This window comes from Corynebacterium jeddahense (assembly GCF_028609865.1).
GTDB lineage: Bacteria > Actinomycetota > Actinomycetes > Mycobacteriales > Mycobacteriaceae > Corynebacterium > Corynebacterium jeddahense.
Genome location: NZ_CP063194.1, coordinates 1,849,791 through 1,868,786 on the forward strand (window position 1 = coordinate 1,849,791; position 18,996 = coordinate 1,868,786).

General features: G+C 54.5%; 13 protein-coding genes. 6 read left to right on the top strand and 7 right to left on the bottom strand.

The window, feature by feature from the left end; translation table 11 throughout:
- Window positions 1-69: 69 nt before the first annotated feature.
- Both CJEDD_RS08970 and wecC read right to left on the bottom strand, forming a co-directional pair.
- Entirely contained in the window at window positions 70-870 is an 801-nt protein-coding gene (locus CJEDD_RS08970) for a lamin tail domain-containing protein (protein ID WP_042409640.1), read from the bottom strand.
- 327 nt (window positions 871-1,197) lie between these two features.
- The gene (gene wecC, locus CJEDD_RS08975) at window positions 1,198-2,445 is read right to left on the bottom strand and encodes a UDP-N-acetyl-D-mannosamine dehydrogenase (RefSeq protein WP_232297768.1); all 1,248 of its coding nucleotides are present in this window, start codon (window positions 2,443-2,445) and stop codon (window positions 1,198-1,200) included.
- Between the two features lie 147 nt (window positions 2,446-2,592).
- Between wecC and CJEDD_RS08980 the strand changes: the two genes are divergently transcribed.
- The 5 genes from CJEDD_RS08980 (at window position 2,593) to CJEDD_RS09000 (ending at window position 9,681) form a co-directional block, all read left to right on the top strand.
- Window positions 2,593-3,963 carry a UDP-glucose dehydrogenase family protein gene (locus CJEDD_RS08980; protein ID WP_081764603.1) on the top strand — a complete coding sequence of 457 codons (1,371 nt, stop codon included), beginning with the start codon at window positions 2,593-2,595 and terminating at the stop codon, window positions 3,961-3,963.
- 10 nt (window positions 3,964-3,973) lie between these two features.
- Window positions 3,974-5,572 (top strand): glycosyltransferase, encoded by a 1,599-nt coding sequence (locus tag CJEDD_RS08985; protein ID WP_081764604.1) that lies wholly within the window; start codon window positions 3,974-3,976, stop codon window positions 5,570-5,572.
- A gap of 4 nt (window positions 5,573-5,576) precedes the next feature.
- Window positions 5,577-7,601, top strand: a complete 2,025-nt coding sequence (locus CJEDD_RS08990) for a glycosyltransferase family 2 protein (protein WP_273657487.1) — start codon at window positions 5,577-5,579, stop codon at window positions 7,599-7,601.
- Window positions 7,598-8,251 carry a hypothetical protein gene (locus CJEDD_RS08995; RefSeq protein ID WP_042407476.1) on the top strand — a complete coding sequence of 218 codons (654 nt, stop codon included), beginning with the start codon at window positions 7,598-7,600 and terminating at the stop codon, window positions 8,249-8,251. The genes CJEDD_RS08990 and CJEDD_RS08995 overlap by 4 nt, the downstream gene beginning before the upstream one ends.
- Window positions 8,252-8,769: 518 nt before the next feature.
- Window positions 8,770-9,681 (top strand): SGNH/GDSL hydrolase family protein, encoded by a 912-nt coding sequence (locus tag CJEDD_RS09000; protein WP_157034477.1) that lies wholly within the window; start codon window positions 8,770-8,772, stop codon window positions 9,679-9,681.
- 486 nt (window positions 9,682-10,167) lie between these two features.
- On the opposite strand, the gene CJEDD_RS09005 is transcribed toward CJEDD_RS09000, so the two are convergent.
- The 5 genes from CJEDD_RS09005 to CJEDD_RS09025 all read right to left on the bottom strand — a co-directional run bounded on the left by CJEDD_RS09005 (window position 10,168) and on the right by CJEDD_RS09025 (window position 17,047).
- Entirely contained in the window at window positions 10,168-11,061 is an 894-nt protein-coding gene (locus tag CJEDD_RS09005) for a DUF6492 family protein (RefSeq protein ID WP_337956189.1), read from the bottom strand.
- Window positions 11,062-11,569: 508 nt separating this feature from the next.
- The gene (locus CJEDD_RS09010; protein ID WP_042407474.1) at window positions 11,570-13,459 is read right to left on the bottom strand and encodes a glycosyltransferase; all 1,890 of its coding nucleotides are present in this window, start codon (window positions 13,457-13,459) and stop codon (window positions 11,570-11,572) included.
- 3 nt (window positions 13,460-13,462) lie between these two features.
- Window positions 13,463-15,259: a CgeB family protein gene (locus CJEDD_RS09015; RefSeq protein ID WP_052333800.1), complete on the bottom strand. Its 1,797-nt coding sequence runs from the start codon at window positions 15,257-15,259 to the stop codon at window positions 13,463-13,465.
- 35 nt (window positions 15,260-15,294) lie between these two features.
- Window positions 15,295-16,140, bottom strand: a complete 846-nt coding sequence (locus tag CJEDD_RS09020) for an ABC transporter ATP-binding protein (protein ID WP_042407472.1) — start codon at window positions 16,138-16,140, stop codon at window positions 15,295-15,297.
- On the bottom strand, window positions 16,127-17,047 hold the full coding sequence (locus CJEDD_RS09025) for an ABC transporter permease (protein ID WP_042407467.1): 921 nt from the start codon (window positions 17,045-17,047) through the stop codon (window positions 16,127-16,129). The genes CJEDD_RS09020 and CJEDD_RS09025 overlap by 14 nt, the downstream gene beginning before the upstream one ends.
- Window positions 17,048-17,106: 59 nt before the next feature.
- On the opposite strand from CJEDD_RS09025, the gene CJEDD_RS09030 reads away from it, so the two are divergent.
- Window positions 17,107-18,996, top strand: coding sequence for a glycosyltransferase family protein (locus CJEDD_RS09030; protein WP_081764536.1), 1,890 nt, complete (start codon window positions 17,107-17,109; stop codon window positions 18,994-18,996).

Below are 18,996 nucleotides of genomic sequence, written 5' to 3' on the forward strand. Positions count from 1 at the left end.
GACCTATGAAAGCCTAACGACTTTCCCGTTGATTAAGCTGCCCACACCCGCTGACCACGCTCGCAATTATTAAGTCGGCGGGCATCCGCCGCGAATTATTTCTGCCCCCCAGGCTGAGGCGAGCCTTTCGCGCGACATGACGACGGCCTGACCCGGCGCCAACTTATCCACGGGCATCTGGCCGGCCCGCGTGTAGCCGTTGAAGCGGCGGCCGAACTGCTTGACCACGTCGATGCGGAGGTCGGCGATGTCAACCTCCTGCTTGCCGTAGTTGGCGATCTCAATGAGGCCCTCGCCGTCCGGGCCGGTGTGGTACACCTCGGAGATGAGCACGTCCCCGCGCTTCGGAGCGGCCGACGCCTCGGTCGCGTGCGCCTTGTTCGGCGTGCGCGGGGCGCGGATGAAGTCGGAGGCGTTGTCGTCCGTGTCCTTCACCCGCTGGAAGCTCTCGCCCAGGGCAGAGTCGGTGGTGTTGGCCAGCACCGCACCCTCGCCGCAGGCCTGGCTCGCCGTGCCCGGGAACTGCACGGCGACGGCGTCGACAGTCTTGCCACCCTTATCGCGCAACAGCGCGCCGTAGGACTCGTTGGCAAACGACGTCTTGTAGCGGCCCTTCACGTCCGCGTCCGCGATGGTGGACTGGCTGCTTTCGCGCGCAAAGACCCACGTCTCGCCGGCGCCGATGGTGCCGTCGAGGGTGTTCTGCGGCGCGGAGGCCACCGAACCCGTGCCGGTGCACCGGAAGAGCTGCCAGCCGGTCACATCCACCGGCGAATCGGACCAGTGTGCAATTTCGATGAAGTTGTCGTGGTAGCCGCCCGGGCCTCCGTTATTCAGCTCAGTGATAACAACGCCCCTACGAAATTTCATGATTCCGTGCATCGCCTCATCCTGCGCGACAGCCTTGGGTACCGAGCCCGCGGCCAGGGGCAGTGCGATGACAATCGCTCGATGCAAGCGCGATGCACCCGCGCACAGCATTTTTGTGAACTTCCATGATGCTCCTGAGGTAGTCAATGACTACCCTACGGCGGAGCAGCCATCCATCAACCTAGAAGAGTGGGGGAAACGTGAAATGTCACCAAGCGAAATGTGAATTAACTGAGATTAGCGGGTCAAAACCTCGGGGTGTTGCGCTTCAAATTCCGCAATGCCCCGTCCGCCCCTAGGAGGCTTTTCCAATTCGCTATCCCAAGGTTAGCTGCTCCACACCCCCTTAAAATCCAATATCACCTTGTCGTTAAGATCCGAAACAGGCTCAAGAAACTCGTCGTGATCGACCAAAAGCACGATTATTTCGCATCCCTCTTCTATTGCACTCAGATCCACTAGGTCTGCGTTCGAATGCGACCCTAAAGTGCCTGGCAGGACTTCCACATGAGGTTCAACTATAAGAAAGTGTACATCAGGGTGATCTGATGTCAAGGTTTCTGCTATCGCTAGCGCTGGAGATTCACGCAAGTCTTCGACGTTCGCTTTGAAGGTCAGACCCAGGATTGCTACGGTTTTGGCACTGGTTGAAGCAATGGAGTCTTCCACCCGGCGCACTACGAAGTCCGGCTTGGCATCGTTTACTCTGCGAGCCATCTCAATAAGTCGAGCCTGTTTCGTCGACGAAACTATGAACCAGGGATCAACTGCAATGCAGTGTCCGCCAACTCCCGGCCCAGGCTCTAAAATGTTAACCCTGGGGTGATGATTGGCAAGTTCGATCAGCTCCCAAACGTCTACCCCATTCTCCGCGCAAATAAGCGATAGCTCGTTTGCGAAAGCGATGTTGACATCCCGGTAGGAATTCTCAGTTAGCTTTGCCATCTCAGCGGTTTTCGCATCGGTGCCCAGGATGCTGCCGTTGACGAATGTTTTGTAAAGATTCCTCGCTCTCTCTAGCGAAGCAGAATTCAACCCCCCAATGACTCGGTCATTGGAAGCCATCTCTCTCATTATTCCACCCGGGATCACGCGCTCAGGACAATACGCGAAATATACGCTGTTCTCTTTTCCACTTTCCAGAGTGAGGTCTGGCCTAAGAGACAATAGATATTTAGCCATCTCGCTGGTAGTCCCAGGTGGTGAGGTCGACTCCAAGACCACCAGCTCACCGCCCTGTATAACTCGAGCGATACTGCTCACAGCCGAGCGTATATACCGGTCATCTAGCCGATGATCTTTTCGAACAGGCGTAGGGACTGCAATAACGAATGCGTCCGCGGCTTCGAGCGTTGCGCTCGCGCGCAGCAATCCTTCATCTACTACATGCTGCAGAAGAGCTGCGAAACCAGGCTCATCGAACGGAGTAACGCCGTCATTAACCGAATCAACTATGCGAGGATCAGTATCAATCCCCAACACCTGTTGCCCGGCGTTTGCGAAAAAGGCAGCTGTGGGCAAGCCGATGTAACCTAGCCCGATCACCGACACGTTTATCGCTGTAGTTGCGCGCACAGAAAACTCCTTCAGGTTCTGCCAAACAACATTACAAAGTATTCGAGTCGGATTCCGAATTTGGCCCACGTAGATAGAGCCACAATCGCAAATCCAGCCCCTAGTAGAGTGAAAAATGCAGACAGGGCATAATGTCATCTTATGCGGATGACTGTGATTGGTACTGGTTACCTAGGCGCAACCCACGCCGCCTGCATGGCGGAGTTGGGTCACGAGGTGCTCGGCGTGGACGTGGACGAGGCCAAGGTCGAGGCGCTGAAGAACGGCAAGGTGCCGTTCTACGAGCCGGGGTTGCCGGAGGTGCTCGAGCGCAACATTGAGGCAGGTCGCCTTAGCTTTACGACGAGCTACGCCGAGGCCGCTGCCTTCGGCAACGTCCACTTTATCGGTGTGGGCACCCCGCAGCAGCGCGGCTCGTACGCGGCGGACACCCGCTACGTCGAAGCCGTCATCGACGACCTCGTGCCCCAGCTCGAGGGCGACCACCTCATCCTGGGCAAGTCCACCGTCCCGGTCGGCACCGCCGGCGCGCTGCAGGAGCGCGCCGACAAGCTGGCGAAGCCGGGCACGACGGTGGAGATCGCGTGGAACCCGGAGTTCCTGCGCGAGGGCTACGCGGTCAAGGACACGATCGAGCCGGACCGGATCGTCATCGGGCACCGCGCCGGCGACTCCCGTGCCGAGGAGACCGCCCGCGAGGTCTACGCCACCCCGCTGTCCAACGGCACCCCGTTCATCGTCACCGACCTGCAGACCGCGGAGCTGGTGAAGGTCTCGGCGAACGCGTTCCTGGCCACGAAGATCAGCTTCATCAACGCCGTCTCCGAAGTATGCGAGAACGTCGGCGCGGACGTGACGCAGCTCGCCGACGCGATCGGCTACGACGACCGCATCGGCCGGAAGTTCCTCGGCGCGGGCTTGGGCTTCGGCGGCGGGTGTTTGCCCAAGGACATCCGGGCGTTCATGGCGCGCGCCGGCGAGGTGGGCGCGGACCAGGCGCTGACGTTCCTTCGCGAGGTCGACGCGATCAACATGCGCCGCCGCCAGCGGGTGGTGGACCTCTCGCGCGAGGAGCTGGGCAGCCTCATCGGCAAGCGGATCACGGTGCTCGGCGCGGCGTTCAAGCCGAACTCGGATGACGTGCGCGATTCGCCGGCGCTCGCCGTCGCCGGCCAGCTCTCGCTCGCGGGTGCGGCGGTGCGCGTCTACGACCCGCAGGGCATGGTCAACGCACGAAAAATAATCCCCGACCTCGATTACGCGGCTTCGCTCGAGGATGCACTGCGCGGCGCTGAACTCACCATTCTGGCTACCGAGTGGGACGAGTTCAAGCAGATGGACCCAGTGTGGGCCGGAGGGCTCGTCGAGAAGCAGCTGCTTATCGACGGCCGCAACGTCCTCCCCGTCGCCGATTGGCAGCAGGCGGGCTGGAGAATATGGGGGCTTGGCCGCTCGACCCACGAGGTTTGTTCAACACTCCCCACTTCACCAGTTTATGCTACATCGTACCGTCAGTAAGAGTTAAGGCATGGGCGATAGACGAGCTAGCGAGATCACATCGGTCATTTATTTCCTCGAGGACGCTTCCGCAATGGGCGGGGTTCGAAAACACGTGATCGACTCCGCAGCGGAATTGAGCCGCAGGGGTTATTCGGTATCTGTGGTATCACGGTTCCATTCAGACGATAACGAGATCGGGGTGAAGGTCACTTCTATTCACGACAAGGGGTACGAAGACCTTGTTCGAACCGACGGTGACCAGCAAAAAACCGAAGAGATCTTTCAAAAGCGCGTTAACGCGAGCCGCCGAATCCACTCGATTTTCGGCACACTCGATGACCATACTGTTGTGATAGCAGTTCAGTATGGTTGTTTGGTCGATTTGGAGCACGCCCACTTACTGAAACGCACAGACAGAAGCTTTCACCTAGTGGGTGCGTACCACAGCTCATGGGAATATGCACGCACTGCCGGCTACTACAATCTCTTACAACGCTTACTCTCTGAATGCGATAAATCGGTATTCCTCACTAATGAGGATCACAAGAAATTCCAGGCTGAGGGAAACTCGAACGGAGTTGCAATCCCCAATGCAATCGCTGGTGGCACCGTCAGGCCGCGCGATCAACGAAGGCCAGCTTTTGCTTATGTAGGACGGTTGCACCCCGAAAAAGGTGTTAGGGAGCTTGTCAATGTGTGGGCATTCAGTCGAGAGGTTGGAACCCCGCTGCCACCGTTAAGAATCTTTGGAACAGGCCCTCTGCAAAGCGAACTGGAAAACCTCATCCAAACTGAGGACCTTTCTGAGATCGTTGAAATCGCCGGTTTCACATCAGAACCTCAAGAGGTTTTAGCTAACCACGTAGCAGTAGTGTCTTGCTCCCCACGAGAAGGCTTTCCAATGATGCTCCTCGAGGCCGGATCGGTTGGCACCCCGTGCGTTGTCTATGACGCCGGTCCAGGCACGAGAGAATTCGCTGCAAGCCACGATGCTGGGTTTGTTGTGCCATTGGGCGACCAAAGGGCCTTCATAAAATTAGCGCTTGAACTGTTCGAAGACACTGAACGATGGTCAGCCAAGTCCGAGTCGGCAAAAGCAGCAGCTGACCAATATGCGCCTGATCAAATATACAATAGATGGGAGCTGCTGTTCGCTGAAATATCTGGTATTGATTTAGATACAATAACGAATTCAACCGAGGTAAGTATGTCAAAGACTGAGCCGTCAGGCAGAGGACGAGAAATCCGTTACGCCCTTCCCGCGTCTCTAGACCCCCAAACGACGACCCTCCAATTCCATTTTCAGAGGGATGTACCCATCAAGTCGTTCGTAGCAATTTTTAGATTCTGGGACGCGACAGGAAGCGAGATTAAGGAAGCCGTTGAGGGGCTAACTTATTCTGATTTCTTCAATGCACAATATGTTTATGTCCCAAGTTCCGACAAATTCGGTATCGAACAAGAGATGACGATGTTTCTACCTACGTTGCCCCAGGCCCAAAGAATTGAGTTGCAGATTCATCCCTGGGACAAGCAAGTTGATCCCCGAAGTGCTATTAGCGGAGTATTTGTTACCCAACGGTCGGAGTTGAGCACAGCCTCATTCAAGTTGAAGGAAAGCGAGTAATTTAATGAAGACGGTTTCCGTGGTCATTGGTTTCAAGGACTGGGGCCTTGACCGCCTGCGTGTCTCCCTCGGCTCGTTGGTCCCCCAAGTGCACAAAGCTGGCGGTGAAGTCATTGTTGTTGATTACGGGTCCAAGGATGCAGAATCCGTCCGCAGCCTTGTACAAGCGTCTGGAGCGACCGTTAAGCGAATTGACAATGGTGATCCGTGGTCGCGATCGCGTGCACTTAACGCAGGATTCTCCGAGTCGACAGGCGAAATCCTCATCAGCACAGATGCAGATATGATCTTTACCCCCGACGCTATCCAGGGTATCCTGTCCCGTTTCACCGAACCGGATTCCAAACTCTGCATTCTTCAATGCAAGGACCTGCCCCAACACATGGACGCGGCGTACTTCGCGGAGTCCAATGAGATCGACTTCGAAGAGTGCGAGGAGCAATCGCTCTTCCGACCACGTTATGGAATGGGAGGAATGATCGCTTGCACGAGGGAAGCGTTCCTAACTGCACGTGGGTTTGATGAGCGGATGCATACTTACGGAGGTGAGGACATTGACTTCGCTCAACGTCTTCGGTCCCTCGGCTACAGATTTGATTGGATAGACGACCCGAAAATAGCTATCTACCATATCTGGCACCCGTCATCGAGGCGGGCCAATGAGGAAACAGTGGCGGGGAGTATCGCAATTGAGCGCAATTCAAATATTTTATCAAACGACCGAAGCGTAGTTCGAAACCTACGACAATGGCGTTACAAGCCGGCCGATGCCCGCCCCGCCGTATCCATCGTGATTTCAACGAAAGATAGGCTTAGTTACCTCAAAGAAGCTATATCCTCAGTATTCAACCAAACGATCCAAGACTTCGAACTGATAGTCATCGATGATGGCTCCAGCGATGGCACATGGGCTTTTCTTCAATCGATATCAGATCGTCGTCTCAAGACTCAGCGGACTGAAGGAATTGGTTTAGCTGGCGCACGAAACATCGGTACATCCTTGTGCTCGGCCGACTGGATCATGGTTCACGACGATGATGACCTGATGCTACCCACCCGCATTGAAGACCACCTTACGGCTTTGACCGGTGATCTTGACGGTACCTATGGAGGCTGGATTGATTTTGAAGACAGGCCAGGGGGCAAATACGAAGTGTTCCCTGGGCGAAAGTTCTCCGAAGATGCAATCCGATTCGGTGGTAGAGTATATCTTCATCCAACCCTCATGCTGCGCAAATCGCTGATGGAAGCTACTCCTTATGATGAGACGTTCCGCTCAGGATCAGACCTGAACATGGCGCTGCGAATGTTGAGAAACGGCATGACCCTCTCCCACACCGGGAAGATCGCTATTCTACGACGCCTACACGACAAACAGGTAACACATGCCGACAGCGCTTACCAGAAAGCCTCATGGGCTACATCGAAGCAGTTCGGGCACCCAAGTGCGTCACTACCGCAAACCAAATTTAAGCGTGAGAGTTCTGACAAGAATTCACCAACAGTTGAAGTAGCCAATTTGGCGCCAAGCGTATTGCTTGCAAAATATGGACCTGACTCGTTTGCCCAGCGGCTTGTTTTTATACATCCAATGAGCGTTGAGAAGCCTACCCCCGATGATGCCGAGTTTCAACAACTTTTCACGCTGAAACGAGAATCCCAAGCGGGTTGCTTTAAATGGGGCGTTCTCTCGGGAAACAGCTGGGCGGAAATTCTCGAGTGGCAATCATGCGGAGCTAAATTATCATTCTATACCAGCTTGGAGGCCGAAGAGGATTATGTTCTGAAACAAGGCCTCTGGGGGGCATTAGAAGCGATTCTTGCTCCTAGGGGTCCTGCGGATTACTTAGTAAAAATTGAGACCTTCCCAGATGAAGATGCTGACTACCCTCCCCTCTTTTTGAAGAGCGGTAGCTCAGCAGAGTCTTGGGTCAATCTCTACGAAATCAGCCCAGACATGGCTGGCATCGCCCATGACTTGATTGGAAACAGTGATTTTATTTTCAGTATTGGAAGCGCAGACCTATGATCTTCAGCTTTGTTTTCGATGACATCGTCGGCTTCAGCAAGCTCTCCGCATCTGCCGAAGAATACGACGGAATTCCTCAGCCCACTAAGCTCCAGTTCGAATTCATCTCGCCCAGACCCGTCAACAGTAATTCGATTGCTGCAGCTGGAACATTGTGTTTCGGTCGGTATATAGAAGGAAGGGTGAGCTATCAGGGTCACATCGATCGCCCCGTTGCCGAGGCTCTTCAAAGCTATCTCGGCCAACCTTACGTCTATTTCTCCGGGGTCGACTTTCGACCGAAAGATCCCTGCCGCCGCCCCAACATCGCGAGCTTGAACTTAGCGAACTCAAACCTTCCAACTCCAGCGGCTACAAACTCGTTCGAGCGCGACAGAGAGTTCGTTTTGACATTCCACGATTCTTCCCGGCGTGTCGGCTGGTCGATGGAACTGCCATATATCGACATTCCAGCCAACATTTCTAGGTTCCAAGAGAACCTTGAGCCTTTCAGCCGGGATTGGTGGTCGCCCTTAATCGCCGTTGTGATTCTTATCGCAGATGCTTTTGAAATAGGCACGATCCGAATTCCCAGGCTTAACGGACCTGGTGCCACCGAGTTGCGGAAGGTGCTCCGCTCTATCGACATGCGCCTCGAAGTTGGAGAATAACCTCTATTTCTTCACCGCCCCATGGTTACCGCCCCAACTTCTCCGTTAGCACACGATGCAAGTAGGCGTTATCACTTCAATTAGGCGCACGGGCGTATCGAGACCGCTGCGACAGTAGCCATTGTGGTGGTTAGTGCGTTCATTGGGGGCCACACCGTATTCGGCAATGCAAACGATGCTGGTAACGGCAGAACAATCGGGGCGATGAAAGCCCTAGAGCATCTGGCGCTTCAAATCCGGATAGGCCTACTAAGTAGACTAGCAAGATGGCTGCCGTGTCGATAGAATGCGATGCAGCGGTCATCGTTGTAACCCATCGGTGGGATTTTAATAGGTGAGTCGAATCGCTGGCCGGCCAGCGTTACGCCACGGCAAGGGACGCAACCGGGTACAATCCGGTTATACCGCTACCTGATGCTCCAAAGTGCTCTTTATGCCACCCTCTGGCACCTCCTCACTTTAGGCGGTATAGGAGTACCTTTGGCGATTTTGATTCGGTCAGTAATACAAGATCTTAGTTGAATATCTTTTCTACCTCTTTTGAAACACAATCAATCATGGACGAACGACGATATATCCGATTAAAAGAGTGGGGCATTTCGCAGGACACCACGAAAACCCCCTCCAATGAGTATTTGAGGAGTACTGATGGGTCACTCGCCCAAGAGGCTTTTCGGCTCCGCACGGACGAAAACGGTTTCATCAAGACTGGAAATGAAGTCCCAGACCCGGGACGTAAGCGAAAAGTGATTCTCTTGGGAGACTCATTTGTTGAATCCCTATTTGAACACGAGAGATTGAGATTTCCCTCCCTTTTTGAGGATCAGCTGCAAAAGACGGGGTTTCCCTTCGTTGTATTAAACGGTGGGTACTCGGGAGAAAACTTGTTGCATACTTACAACATCTTTTTGAATAAAGTTGTACCCCTGTTGAAGTACACTGAAAAAGTCATTTTCTTTACTTCAATGATCGACAACCGTGCGATGACCTCGCAGTCGTCATACTGGTCCAGTCACACGATGCATGCACCGATATTGGACCCTCGGAACACCAGTAGGGCGACACAGATGGTTCCCCCCAGCACGGTCTCGCAGAGAATTTTGTTTCGCAGCCTATTAGAGCTTTGCCAGGCGTTTGGAGGAAAACCGCTGGTAGTTCTTTCTCCGTTTAGAAGCGCCGACCTCGGCGTCGATCCTTACCTTGACGCCCTCTTCCCCGATAGCTCTGGCCATACCCAATACATAGAGCACTATAACCTGATTAATCTCGCCGCACGAGAGACGGCGGCCGAATTAAAAGTTCCAACGCTTGATGCCTCAAGTGAATTCATAGGGGCTACCGAAAATTTTTACGATACGTTGCATTTAAATACTACCGGCCAACAGAAGATGGCGACTTTGCTATACGACTTCTTTAGAAGCCAATATTAGGATCCTTGGGTCTACGGTTCTCCTCGAAACGATCTCGCGTTCGATGGGAACCGAGTAACACCCTGGTGAGTGCCGGGCAACTCGGGCTAATCCTGTGGGGCTAGCCAGCATCTAAGCAGTTGAGGATGGATTCTAACACGCCAGTATCAGGGTCAATATTTGTCCGTTCGACCGAGCTGTAATAGTGCGACAGAAGGGTCGACCCGCGGAGTTCCCGTGCTGCAAGGATATTGAACAGGTGCTGCGGGGCAGAGTATCTATCGTTTGGAGACAGCCGTCAATAAAGAGCGCGCCGAGTCGTAAGCACCTTGAGGAGCGTCTACCGGCCTTCCTCTTCTTGGTTTTAAAACGACGCCGCGACAACCGGTCTCGCCGACTACCCAGTGGCGGTGGCTGCCCAGTTAACTATGAACTTATCCAAAAGCCGACCGATAACATTAAATCGAAACGACCCTTTGGAAATGCACTCGAAATTTAGACTTTTCGTTACCTCACCATAAACCAATTCGCCGATTCCCATGGATAAAGGAGACTCGTGTACCAGAGATTCGCGATAAGGCTTTTCTGTTCACCAGTCAGTTTAGGTATTCGGTTGCGATGTAGTCCGAACATTGAAATGTTTTCGTCGCGAACAGATTTAATCAACGCTTCAACTTGTTCAGGGTACCGAGGAGCAATTGTGAACAAGGTCTTATTGGGCTGTGGAACGTCGGCGTATCCATCAGTCCCGTAGCGATCAGCGACATAAGCATAATACATCAGAAACTCAGTCGCGTCTCCAGTTTCATTAAAAACTAACGGAAGAGGCAGGCAGTACTTATTCTCCAAGAATTGGCAAACCTCACGCGCATATTTTGTGTACATAACGTACGGGGTGACGGATGGCCACATACTCGATTTGAAACGATCGTCGGCTTCCATGACATCAACCGAGGGATACAAACAACGCTTCCAGAACTCTTCGACTTTCTTCGTCAACGGGAGTTTGGGATTGCCACTCTCAAAAAAGTCAAATATGTTCGACGGTCGGACAAAATGATTTTTCCCATCAAGTACTAAAAAGAACTCCTCGGTAATCAACCGTGAGATTCCGAGTTTGATAGCCTGCTGGTCACGCTGGCCTACCTTGGGAACGCTCGGAAAAACATCATTCCAATCAATTATTCTCAGCCTATCGCGCATACAGTCAGAAATGATTCCATTGGCCGAAAGCAATCCACTTAGTATCCGACGGGTCTCCAGCGCCTGTTCAGGACTTGGGTCGTTTATGACGACATAGAGAGTGCCGAGACGGTTAAGTTCGAACAGACGGTCGAAGCTTAAGATCTGCAGAAATGTTAGGCGGACATCGCCCCGGAAAGTTATGGAGACTACCGGTATGGTACCATTTCATTCTCTCCCCGTAGGATAATTTTCAGACCGTTATCTACTCTTTAACAGAAGTAGAATCCTATCTGCTATTGACCCAAAAGACGATAGCAGCATTATTTGATAAGTAGGTGAACACCCTACGATTTGCTTCGAGCATAGTATCGAAGCAATCCCCTGGTTCCGACCAGCATTCTATCTACAATTAGACAGCTCAACACAAGTCGCACAACCGGCCGCACGGTCAGTTTGACGTCCCCCTTTTAGTGGGGACCCTGCGCGACTGCCATGGAATCTTTATCGAAAACTCGTCATATCCTGGTAGACGCCCGCACTTAATCACCACTATAGAGTTGAGCAAAATTTTTCAATCCCATCGACCTAATCGCAAGTTATACGGTTTTACTCAGCTCGGTCGATTCCGGTAAGACCAATTCTCCAGTTCGATTAATCGTTGAATCTTGCAACTTGGGCGATTCGTTAGACCTCCGAAGCAACATTGTAGTAGCGCCAAAAGGCACTATTTATACAATCGCTTCATTGCTTCGGCTCCAATTTTCTGTTCTCTTTCATAAACTTGCTGGTCACTTTTGTCCAAGATGTAGCCACATATTTCATCAAGCGTTCTGAAGATGAAGTTTTTCGGATACAGGAATAGGGCTCCCGGCCAGTGCAAAATTAGGGAAATCGCTCCTGATGCGAATCCCTCCGTAGCCGCGACATGTGATCCTTCCACGTCGCTCAAGGACAGTACGAAACCCACGTTTGAAAGTACCTTTTTGGTATCAATCCATCCGCCGAAATGCACTGCGTCCATTAGATTATTTTCACGCACGATTTGATTACAGTACTCAAAGTAAGCTACCTCTTCGGGATTTGACATGACCCACGGGTATTCGCTCGGGTGCTTTCCATAGAGACTTAGAGTGTAGCGTTTGTCGTACTTGCGCAACTCTGCGAGTAGCTCGAGAGCCCGATGCAGGCCCTTGAGCTTGGGCACGAAACCGACCATCGCTAGATTGAAGACTCGGCTCGGATCCGTTCCCCTGTCGTAATCGTTGATTGGTATGAAGTTGGGCACGTAAGCAATCCTCGTGCGCGGGATACCGAATGTGATTTGCAGCTCATCCACGAGCGCCGGAGCAATCACCACGAAACGATCAACGTTTTCTGTCTCCACATCCAAACCGTACTCTTTTGTTAGTTCAAAACGGTGCAAGCGAACCACCAGACGCTGTTCTGGTTTTTTACGTTCCGAATACCAAACTGCGTTGCCCAGCATCCATTCACAGAAGATTATTTCTGCCCAGGAGAGCAGCTTCTCGCTCCGTAATTGGTCATGCTCATCGTGGCTCAACCATTCATCAATACACACTTGATAATGTTGCTCTAGCGTGGGGAGAGCCGGGATGATGAATTTCAAGTCTGGGCCAGCAATAACCATGCGGGCTTTGATTGCCTCTAGAAAATCCTCGTATCGATCGGCCAGAATCAGATCACGGATCTCAGCAAATCGGTCATTGTATGTGTACTGGGCGACCGATGGGTGACTGCGGAGAAGATTTCCAAACTCGCGAAACGTGTCGCGGTCGAAACCATTGCGATTGTAACGGATCATATTCCTGATGACAGCCTGGAGGGCAACTTGCCCACGGGTGGCGAAATAGTCGATGCCTAAGGTGGCCAAGATTCGTTGACACTCGGACCAGGCAATTATGTGATTCCGCATTTCGGCATTCTCATAGCGCTGTGTCGCGGAAGTTTGGCCTGCAACCGAAGTGGAATCGTAAATGTACAGAGGCACATCGGCGTATTCCACTGTTCCAGCAGCCAAGGCCTGATAGAGGAAGACGGCGTCCTCCGCGATGTGCAGATCCGTGGACCAAGTGAGGGCATGATCCAGGAGGAACTGGCGGGAAAACAGGGCCGTCGGGATTGTGCTGTGGAAGCGAACGATCGCCTTAGCTTTCTCGGAACGGGAGCGAAAGGCCGACCAGTTGTCGATGGTGTTCATGAGCTGTTCGCCGCCGCCGTCGACGCGAATCAAGGGAGCGCGGACGAAGTCGGCGTTGGTGCGTCGGGCGACATCGAGGGCGGCGATGACGCCCTCTGGCAGGATTTGGTCGTCCGCGTCCAGGTAGATGACGTAATCGCCGGTGGCGAGTGTTAGACCGATGTTACGCGGCTTCGAGGGGGAACCCGAGTTCCGTTCCAGCTGGTGGGGGGTGACCCAGTCGCGAGTACCCCCAAAACGGACAATACGGGCATAGGTGGAATCGGTGGAGCAATCGTCCACGAGCACGGCTTGAAATTCAAGGACTTCGCGGAGCCGATCGAGCGAAGCAAGACATTGTGTGAACTTCGCGCCCGGGTTGTAGCTGGGTACGATGACCGAGACAATTGGGTTCATAGCTTAGGCGATGAGAAGCTGCTCGAAGGGTAGGTTGGCGATGACTGCGCCGAGGGTTGGTTCGGCCGCAACTGCGGGAATCAATACGGTGTCTTTCAGACTCTGGGTGACGAAAGTAAATGGTTGTTGGCTGTGGGCCATAGTTATGGCTCCCGGGGCATATTGGGCGTGAAGCAATAGATCCTCGAGGGTGTCCTCCAGATTAAGAGGGTCCGGCAGAGTTGCGGCAGGGAAAACGAGGAAGTGGTCTACTTCAGTAGCGCTGAGGACCTCTCCCCTACGCGGAGCATCCTCCGCGAAGCGGATCACCTGCACGCCGTCTTGGTTGTAGTCGCGCAGGAGCAGACCGTAGTCGAAGGGTTCGACGGTGGGGCCGACGAGGAGGATCTTCGCAACGACGTTGGGGCCGCTGAGCTGGCGGAGATAGGTGAAGGCGGCTTCAGATTGTGCGGGGTCGGTGACCACCGCAGTAGCGGCCACTGCCGGTTCGGTAGGCGCGAACTCGAGACCCGCTACGCGGGCAATCTGTTCAAAGCGGTGACGGTAGGTGTGGTCGCGCAGGACTGTTTTAAGGTTACGGTGCCGTGCGTCGTCGATTCGCAATGTGCTCAATACCCTGAGATCCTCTGGGTGTTGGTCGAGGAAAAGGACGGTGTCTCCGAAGAGCTGGTCGACACCGCGCGAGTAGTTCGAGATGACAAAGGTGTTGCAGGCCATGAGCTCAAAGATGCGGCGAGCAAACATGGTCTCCGATTCGGTCTCAGTGTTCAGCGTGATACCAAGGGTAGATTCCTTATACACCTTTGCTACCTGGTCGCCGGGGACAGGCGGGTTGATGTACGGCTGGTAGCGCCGCGGGAAAATGTGAGTGGTGTCGTCGGCAAAGTTTGCGTAACGGTCGTAGATCTTGAGGTTGTGACCGGAGGCAATGACTGCATCAAAAATCGTAACCATATCCTTCGAGCGCTCGACGTGGTTGTCATACCAGCCGCCGGCGAAGACAGCATCATCGCTGCGGCGCGTGATCTCGATGGGGTTAAACAATTTAGGCTGAGCCGCGAATTGTAGGACGTGGACACTGGGGTGGCCGTATTCTTGCTGGTAGCGAGGCACACAGGCGGCGTCCGTGGTGAAGATATGGTCGAAATGGGTAGCGGTGGCGACGAAGTTGTGGGCACGGTCGTCGAAATGTGAGGGATCCTCTTTGTTCCAGAAGACGGTAGGGATACCCTCGCGCTTGCAGTACTGGAGAATATCGAGCAAAGCCGAACGGTTTTCGTGCGAGAAGTTCTCCGAGGCGTAGATCTTGCCGCGCCAAGGGCGTGCGATAGGGTCGCTGCCCGACCATGCCGACTCGCAGAAGAACAGATCCGGTTGTTCCTGCTCGAAACGATCACGCCAATTCTCCGGAGTGATGGGGATGAGCTGGCATTCTAGTGCGAAGCTGTGATAGGAGAACTCATCGAGGATGGCGGCAACGCGGTGTTCCTCGAGCTTACGGGGCTTCGCGGCGCGACGCCTCGAAGCTTTGGTTACGCGCGGTTGGGATTCGATCCTGGCCAGGATCCTGTTAAGGGCGCGGTCGGTCGTCTTTGCCCGCTCCGCTGCCCGCTGTGATTCCTTCTCGTTGCGTACGAGTTTCGCAGCTTCACCCACGCCAATGAGTGCGAGACCCACGCCTTCCATCGTGCTTCGCTGGTGCTTCTTCAGTACAGGCGCCGCAAGTCGAGACGCGGACAATGTGGCAAATCCAAGTGAAGTAAGGGCGAAGTTGAGCTTAAAGGTGCGGGGCACATGCATGAGGAGTACTTTACCTCCGCTAGCAAGCGGCGATGCTAGCCCTTGACTGGCTGAATCGTAATGTCGGGAAGCGTCGCGCGGACTTGGCGGAGGAGTTCGATCGCCTTCGCCTCTGCGCCATCGCGGAACAGGTTTGAAAACTCCTGGTAGCGCTGCACGACTTCATCCGTGTGGCCGTCCGCGATCATGTCACCACGATGGATCCAAATGGTGCGGTCGCAGTTCTCTTTTACCGTATCGAGGATGTGAGAAACGAGGAAAACGTTTCCGGCATCTTGAAGGAGAGATTCCATCCTCTTGTGGGCTTTCGCACCGAAAGCGGAGTCGCCGGTGGACAGGGCTTCGTCGACAAGCAAAACCTCTGGCCTTACCGAAGTGGAGATTGCGAAGCTCAGCTTGGAACCCATGCCGGACGAGTAAGTGGCCATGGGGCGCGTGGCTGCCTCTCCCAGCTCGGCCCACTCGATGATCTTCGGGACGGTGTCGCGGGCTTCGTCTGGCGACATGCCCAGGGCGAGGAGTCCCAGGTACGCATTCTGTTCGCCCGTGAGCCAGCTCTGCAGGGCAGGTGCGACACCGAGCAGAGTGGGCTGGCAGGACACGTGGATAGTGCCGGACGTGGGCGCTTCGCTGCCTGCGATAACACGAAGCAAGGTGGACTTGCCAGAACCGTTACGGCCGATGATACCGATGGATTCGCCTTTCTGTACAACGAAAGTCACCCCCCGAAGCGCGTCGACAGTGCGGGCACGCTTTTGCTTCCAGAAAGAGCGCCCGCCGCTTGCGTCAGCGCCGGTGAGTACGTAATCCTTGCCGATGTTCTGCGCGACGACTGCCGGGTGTTGGATGACAGATTGAGTTTCGGGGTTATGCGTGGACATTGATGTACCTTTCCTCGGCCATCCAGAAGAAGACGAGACCGACGATGAACGTGCCCAGGCTCCAGGCGATGAGGGTGAGCCAGGTTTGCGCGGATGGAACGGTGGCGTAGAGCACGCTGTCGCGGATCGCGGTGAGAAAGATATACCCCGGGTTCAACGAGAAGATCTTGTACAGAATTGGCGAGTGGGCGTATCGCTCAAGCGGAAAGAAGATGCCCGAGCTGAAAAACCACGCACGGATGCCTACGCTGATGATCACCTTGAAATCCGGCAGGAATGCGGTGATGCGGGCGACGATGAACATGAGCCCGGTACCGAACGCCCACACGAGAAATGTGAGCGGGATAACAAGGATGACCGTCCACGAGATAGGCTTGTGCCACTGGGCCACGAGTGCAAACACAATTGCAATGAGCAGTGCCGGCAGGTTGTCAATAAGATACCTCAGGGACTGGGAAAAAACAAGCGTGGCTTTGGGGAACGAGAACGCTTGGATGAGGTTCTTCGAAGTTTGCACAAGGGACTGGCCCCCATTGACTAAAGACGTAAGGAACCCGAAGAATGTCACGCCAATTATGAGGAAGCCAATGAAGTTCTCCACGCCGCGCGATGTCTTCAGCAGGAAGCCGAAGATGATGCCGTACATGGTGGCGTCTAGCAGCGGTTGCGCGATGAGCCAAAAGCGCCACAGGTTATAACTCTTGGCCGTGCGGAAAGCACGAAAGCGAGCGTCGGTAACAATGAAGTGCCTTCTCCCCCACAGCTGTTGTAGATACAACTGCAGCGGGGGGCGTACATTAAGTTTGCGCATTCCGCGCATGTTCACTTCAACTGTAATGGGTTCTTGGACGCCCAGTAGATCAGCTTCCTTGTGAGTGTCCTCGGCCTGCGAGCAATTGCGACGCATTCCTGTGCTCCTCTCAACCTATGATTGGAATATTACTGAATTGTTAGGAGTGAACCGAAATGGCGAGACGCTCGCACCCATTTTCCAGCGTTGCGCGGGCCACCGTGACACGAGCGAAGCGTTTCATCCTGCGCCACGCTCCGAAACCTGTGGTGTATCAACTGCGCAAAGCGCAGAAACAGGTGAAAGCGGCTCGTGTTCGGCGGGTTTCGGCTGGGGGGTTCCCACCAGTGGTGCCGGGAAGCGTTTTTGCACTACCCCAGCGGCCACCTCACTTCGACCTGACGGCCGGATGCATTCTGGACGAGTTCTCTTTAGCGGCGTGGACACCAGAGCTTAACTTAGTCCAGGTGACACCAGGTGCGGACCTTCCGGCGATGGATTTCCTGCTTGTAGAGTCCGCCTGGGCCGGCAGTGGCGGCGCCTGGAAGTACCAGCTTGTCGGGGAACATGCGCCCTCGCAGGAGCTGCAAGATGTAATCGCCACGTGTCGGGAGCGCGGAGTCCCCACTGTCTTCTGGAACAAGGAGGATCCAGCACACTTCGAGGATTTCCGAGAAACCGCCGCGTTGTTCGACTTCATTGCTACGACAGACTCAGGAAAGGTTTCGGATTACAAGCAGCTCTTTCCGAATGCGCACGTGTTCGTCCTTCCGTTCGCCGCGCAGCCCGCACTGCAGAACCCGGCGCGCAACGATGTCCCCGAGACTGCTGGCGACATCGCTTTCGCAGGCACGTACTTCCGGCACAAGTTCAAGCAGCGCCGAGAACAGATGGATCTGCTGTTGGGGGCAGCCCACCGGATCAGCCAGCAGTCCGAGGCCAAGTTCACCATCTTCTCCCGTCATGCAGGTGGGGATGCGAAGTACCAGTTTCCTTCCAAGTGGAGCAAGCACGTGGTTGGTTCGCTCCCCTACCCCGAGATGCTTTCCGCGTATAGGGCGTTCAAGGTCTTCTTGAACGTTAACTCCGTCGTTGAGAGCCCGAGCATGTGCGCACGGCGGATCTTCGAGATTGCTGCGTCGGGGACACCGGTGGTGAGCACCGAGTCGGCAGCGCTTCGGAACTTCTTCACCGCGGAAGAGGTGCCGTCGGTGCGTTCCAGCGATGACGCTGAGCTAGTTCTGCGGTCGTTGCTCACTTCAGAGCTTCTGCGTCGGCGCACCACACAACTCGCATTACGTCGCGTGTGGGAAGAACACACGTATCGGCAGCGGGCGAGGGTAATCGTCCGGGAGCTGGGTCTGGGCGAGGGCGAAGGCGAATTGCCCCTGGTGAGTGTGATCTGCTCAACGAACCGAGACTTTGAACTCTCGCACTTGCTTGATCAAGTGGCTGCCCAAACCTACCAGCGCGTGGAACTTCTTGTCCTCGGACATGGGGTCGAAATTGATTCTTCGTTCGCACGCCGGGCCGAGGCGGCTGAGATTGAGGGGGTGCAAGTACTGCACCGGACAAGCCAAACAAGCCTTGGCGAATGCTTGAACGCGCTCGTGGAGGCTGCGAACGGGGAGATTGTAGCGAAATTTGATGATGATGATTTTTACTTGCCCAACTACCTCCGCGACCAGGTCAACACGCTGGTAAACATGAATGCGGATGTGGTGGGGAAAGGATCGATCTACTTCTACCTGCCTGGCCCGAATCTGATAGCCAGGCGGTGGAAGCACCAGGAACACATCTGGCGCAACTTCGTCGCGGGGGCGACGCTGGTAGGTTGGCGCGAGGTGTTTGCAGACACGCCGTTCGCGGATCGAACAAAGGGCGAGGACAGCGACTTTCTCCTACGGCTGGAGCGCAAGGGGCGAAAGGTGTATTCAGCAGATAGCTTCAACTACCTCTGCATCCGCGGTAACACCGAACACACCTGGGCGATTAGTGATGCAGAGATCCTGGCAAACGCCGAAGTCGAAACGTTCGGGATGAACGTCAAGCACGTGGAGGTGTGA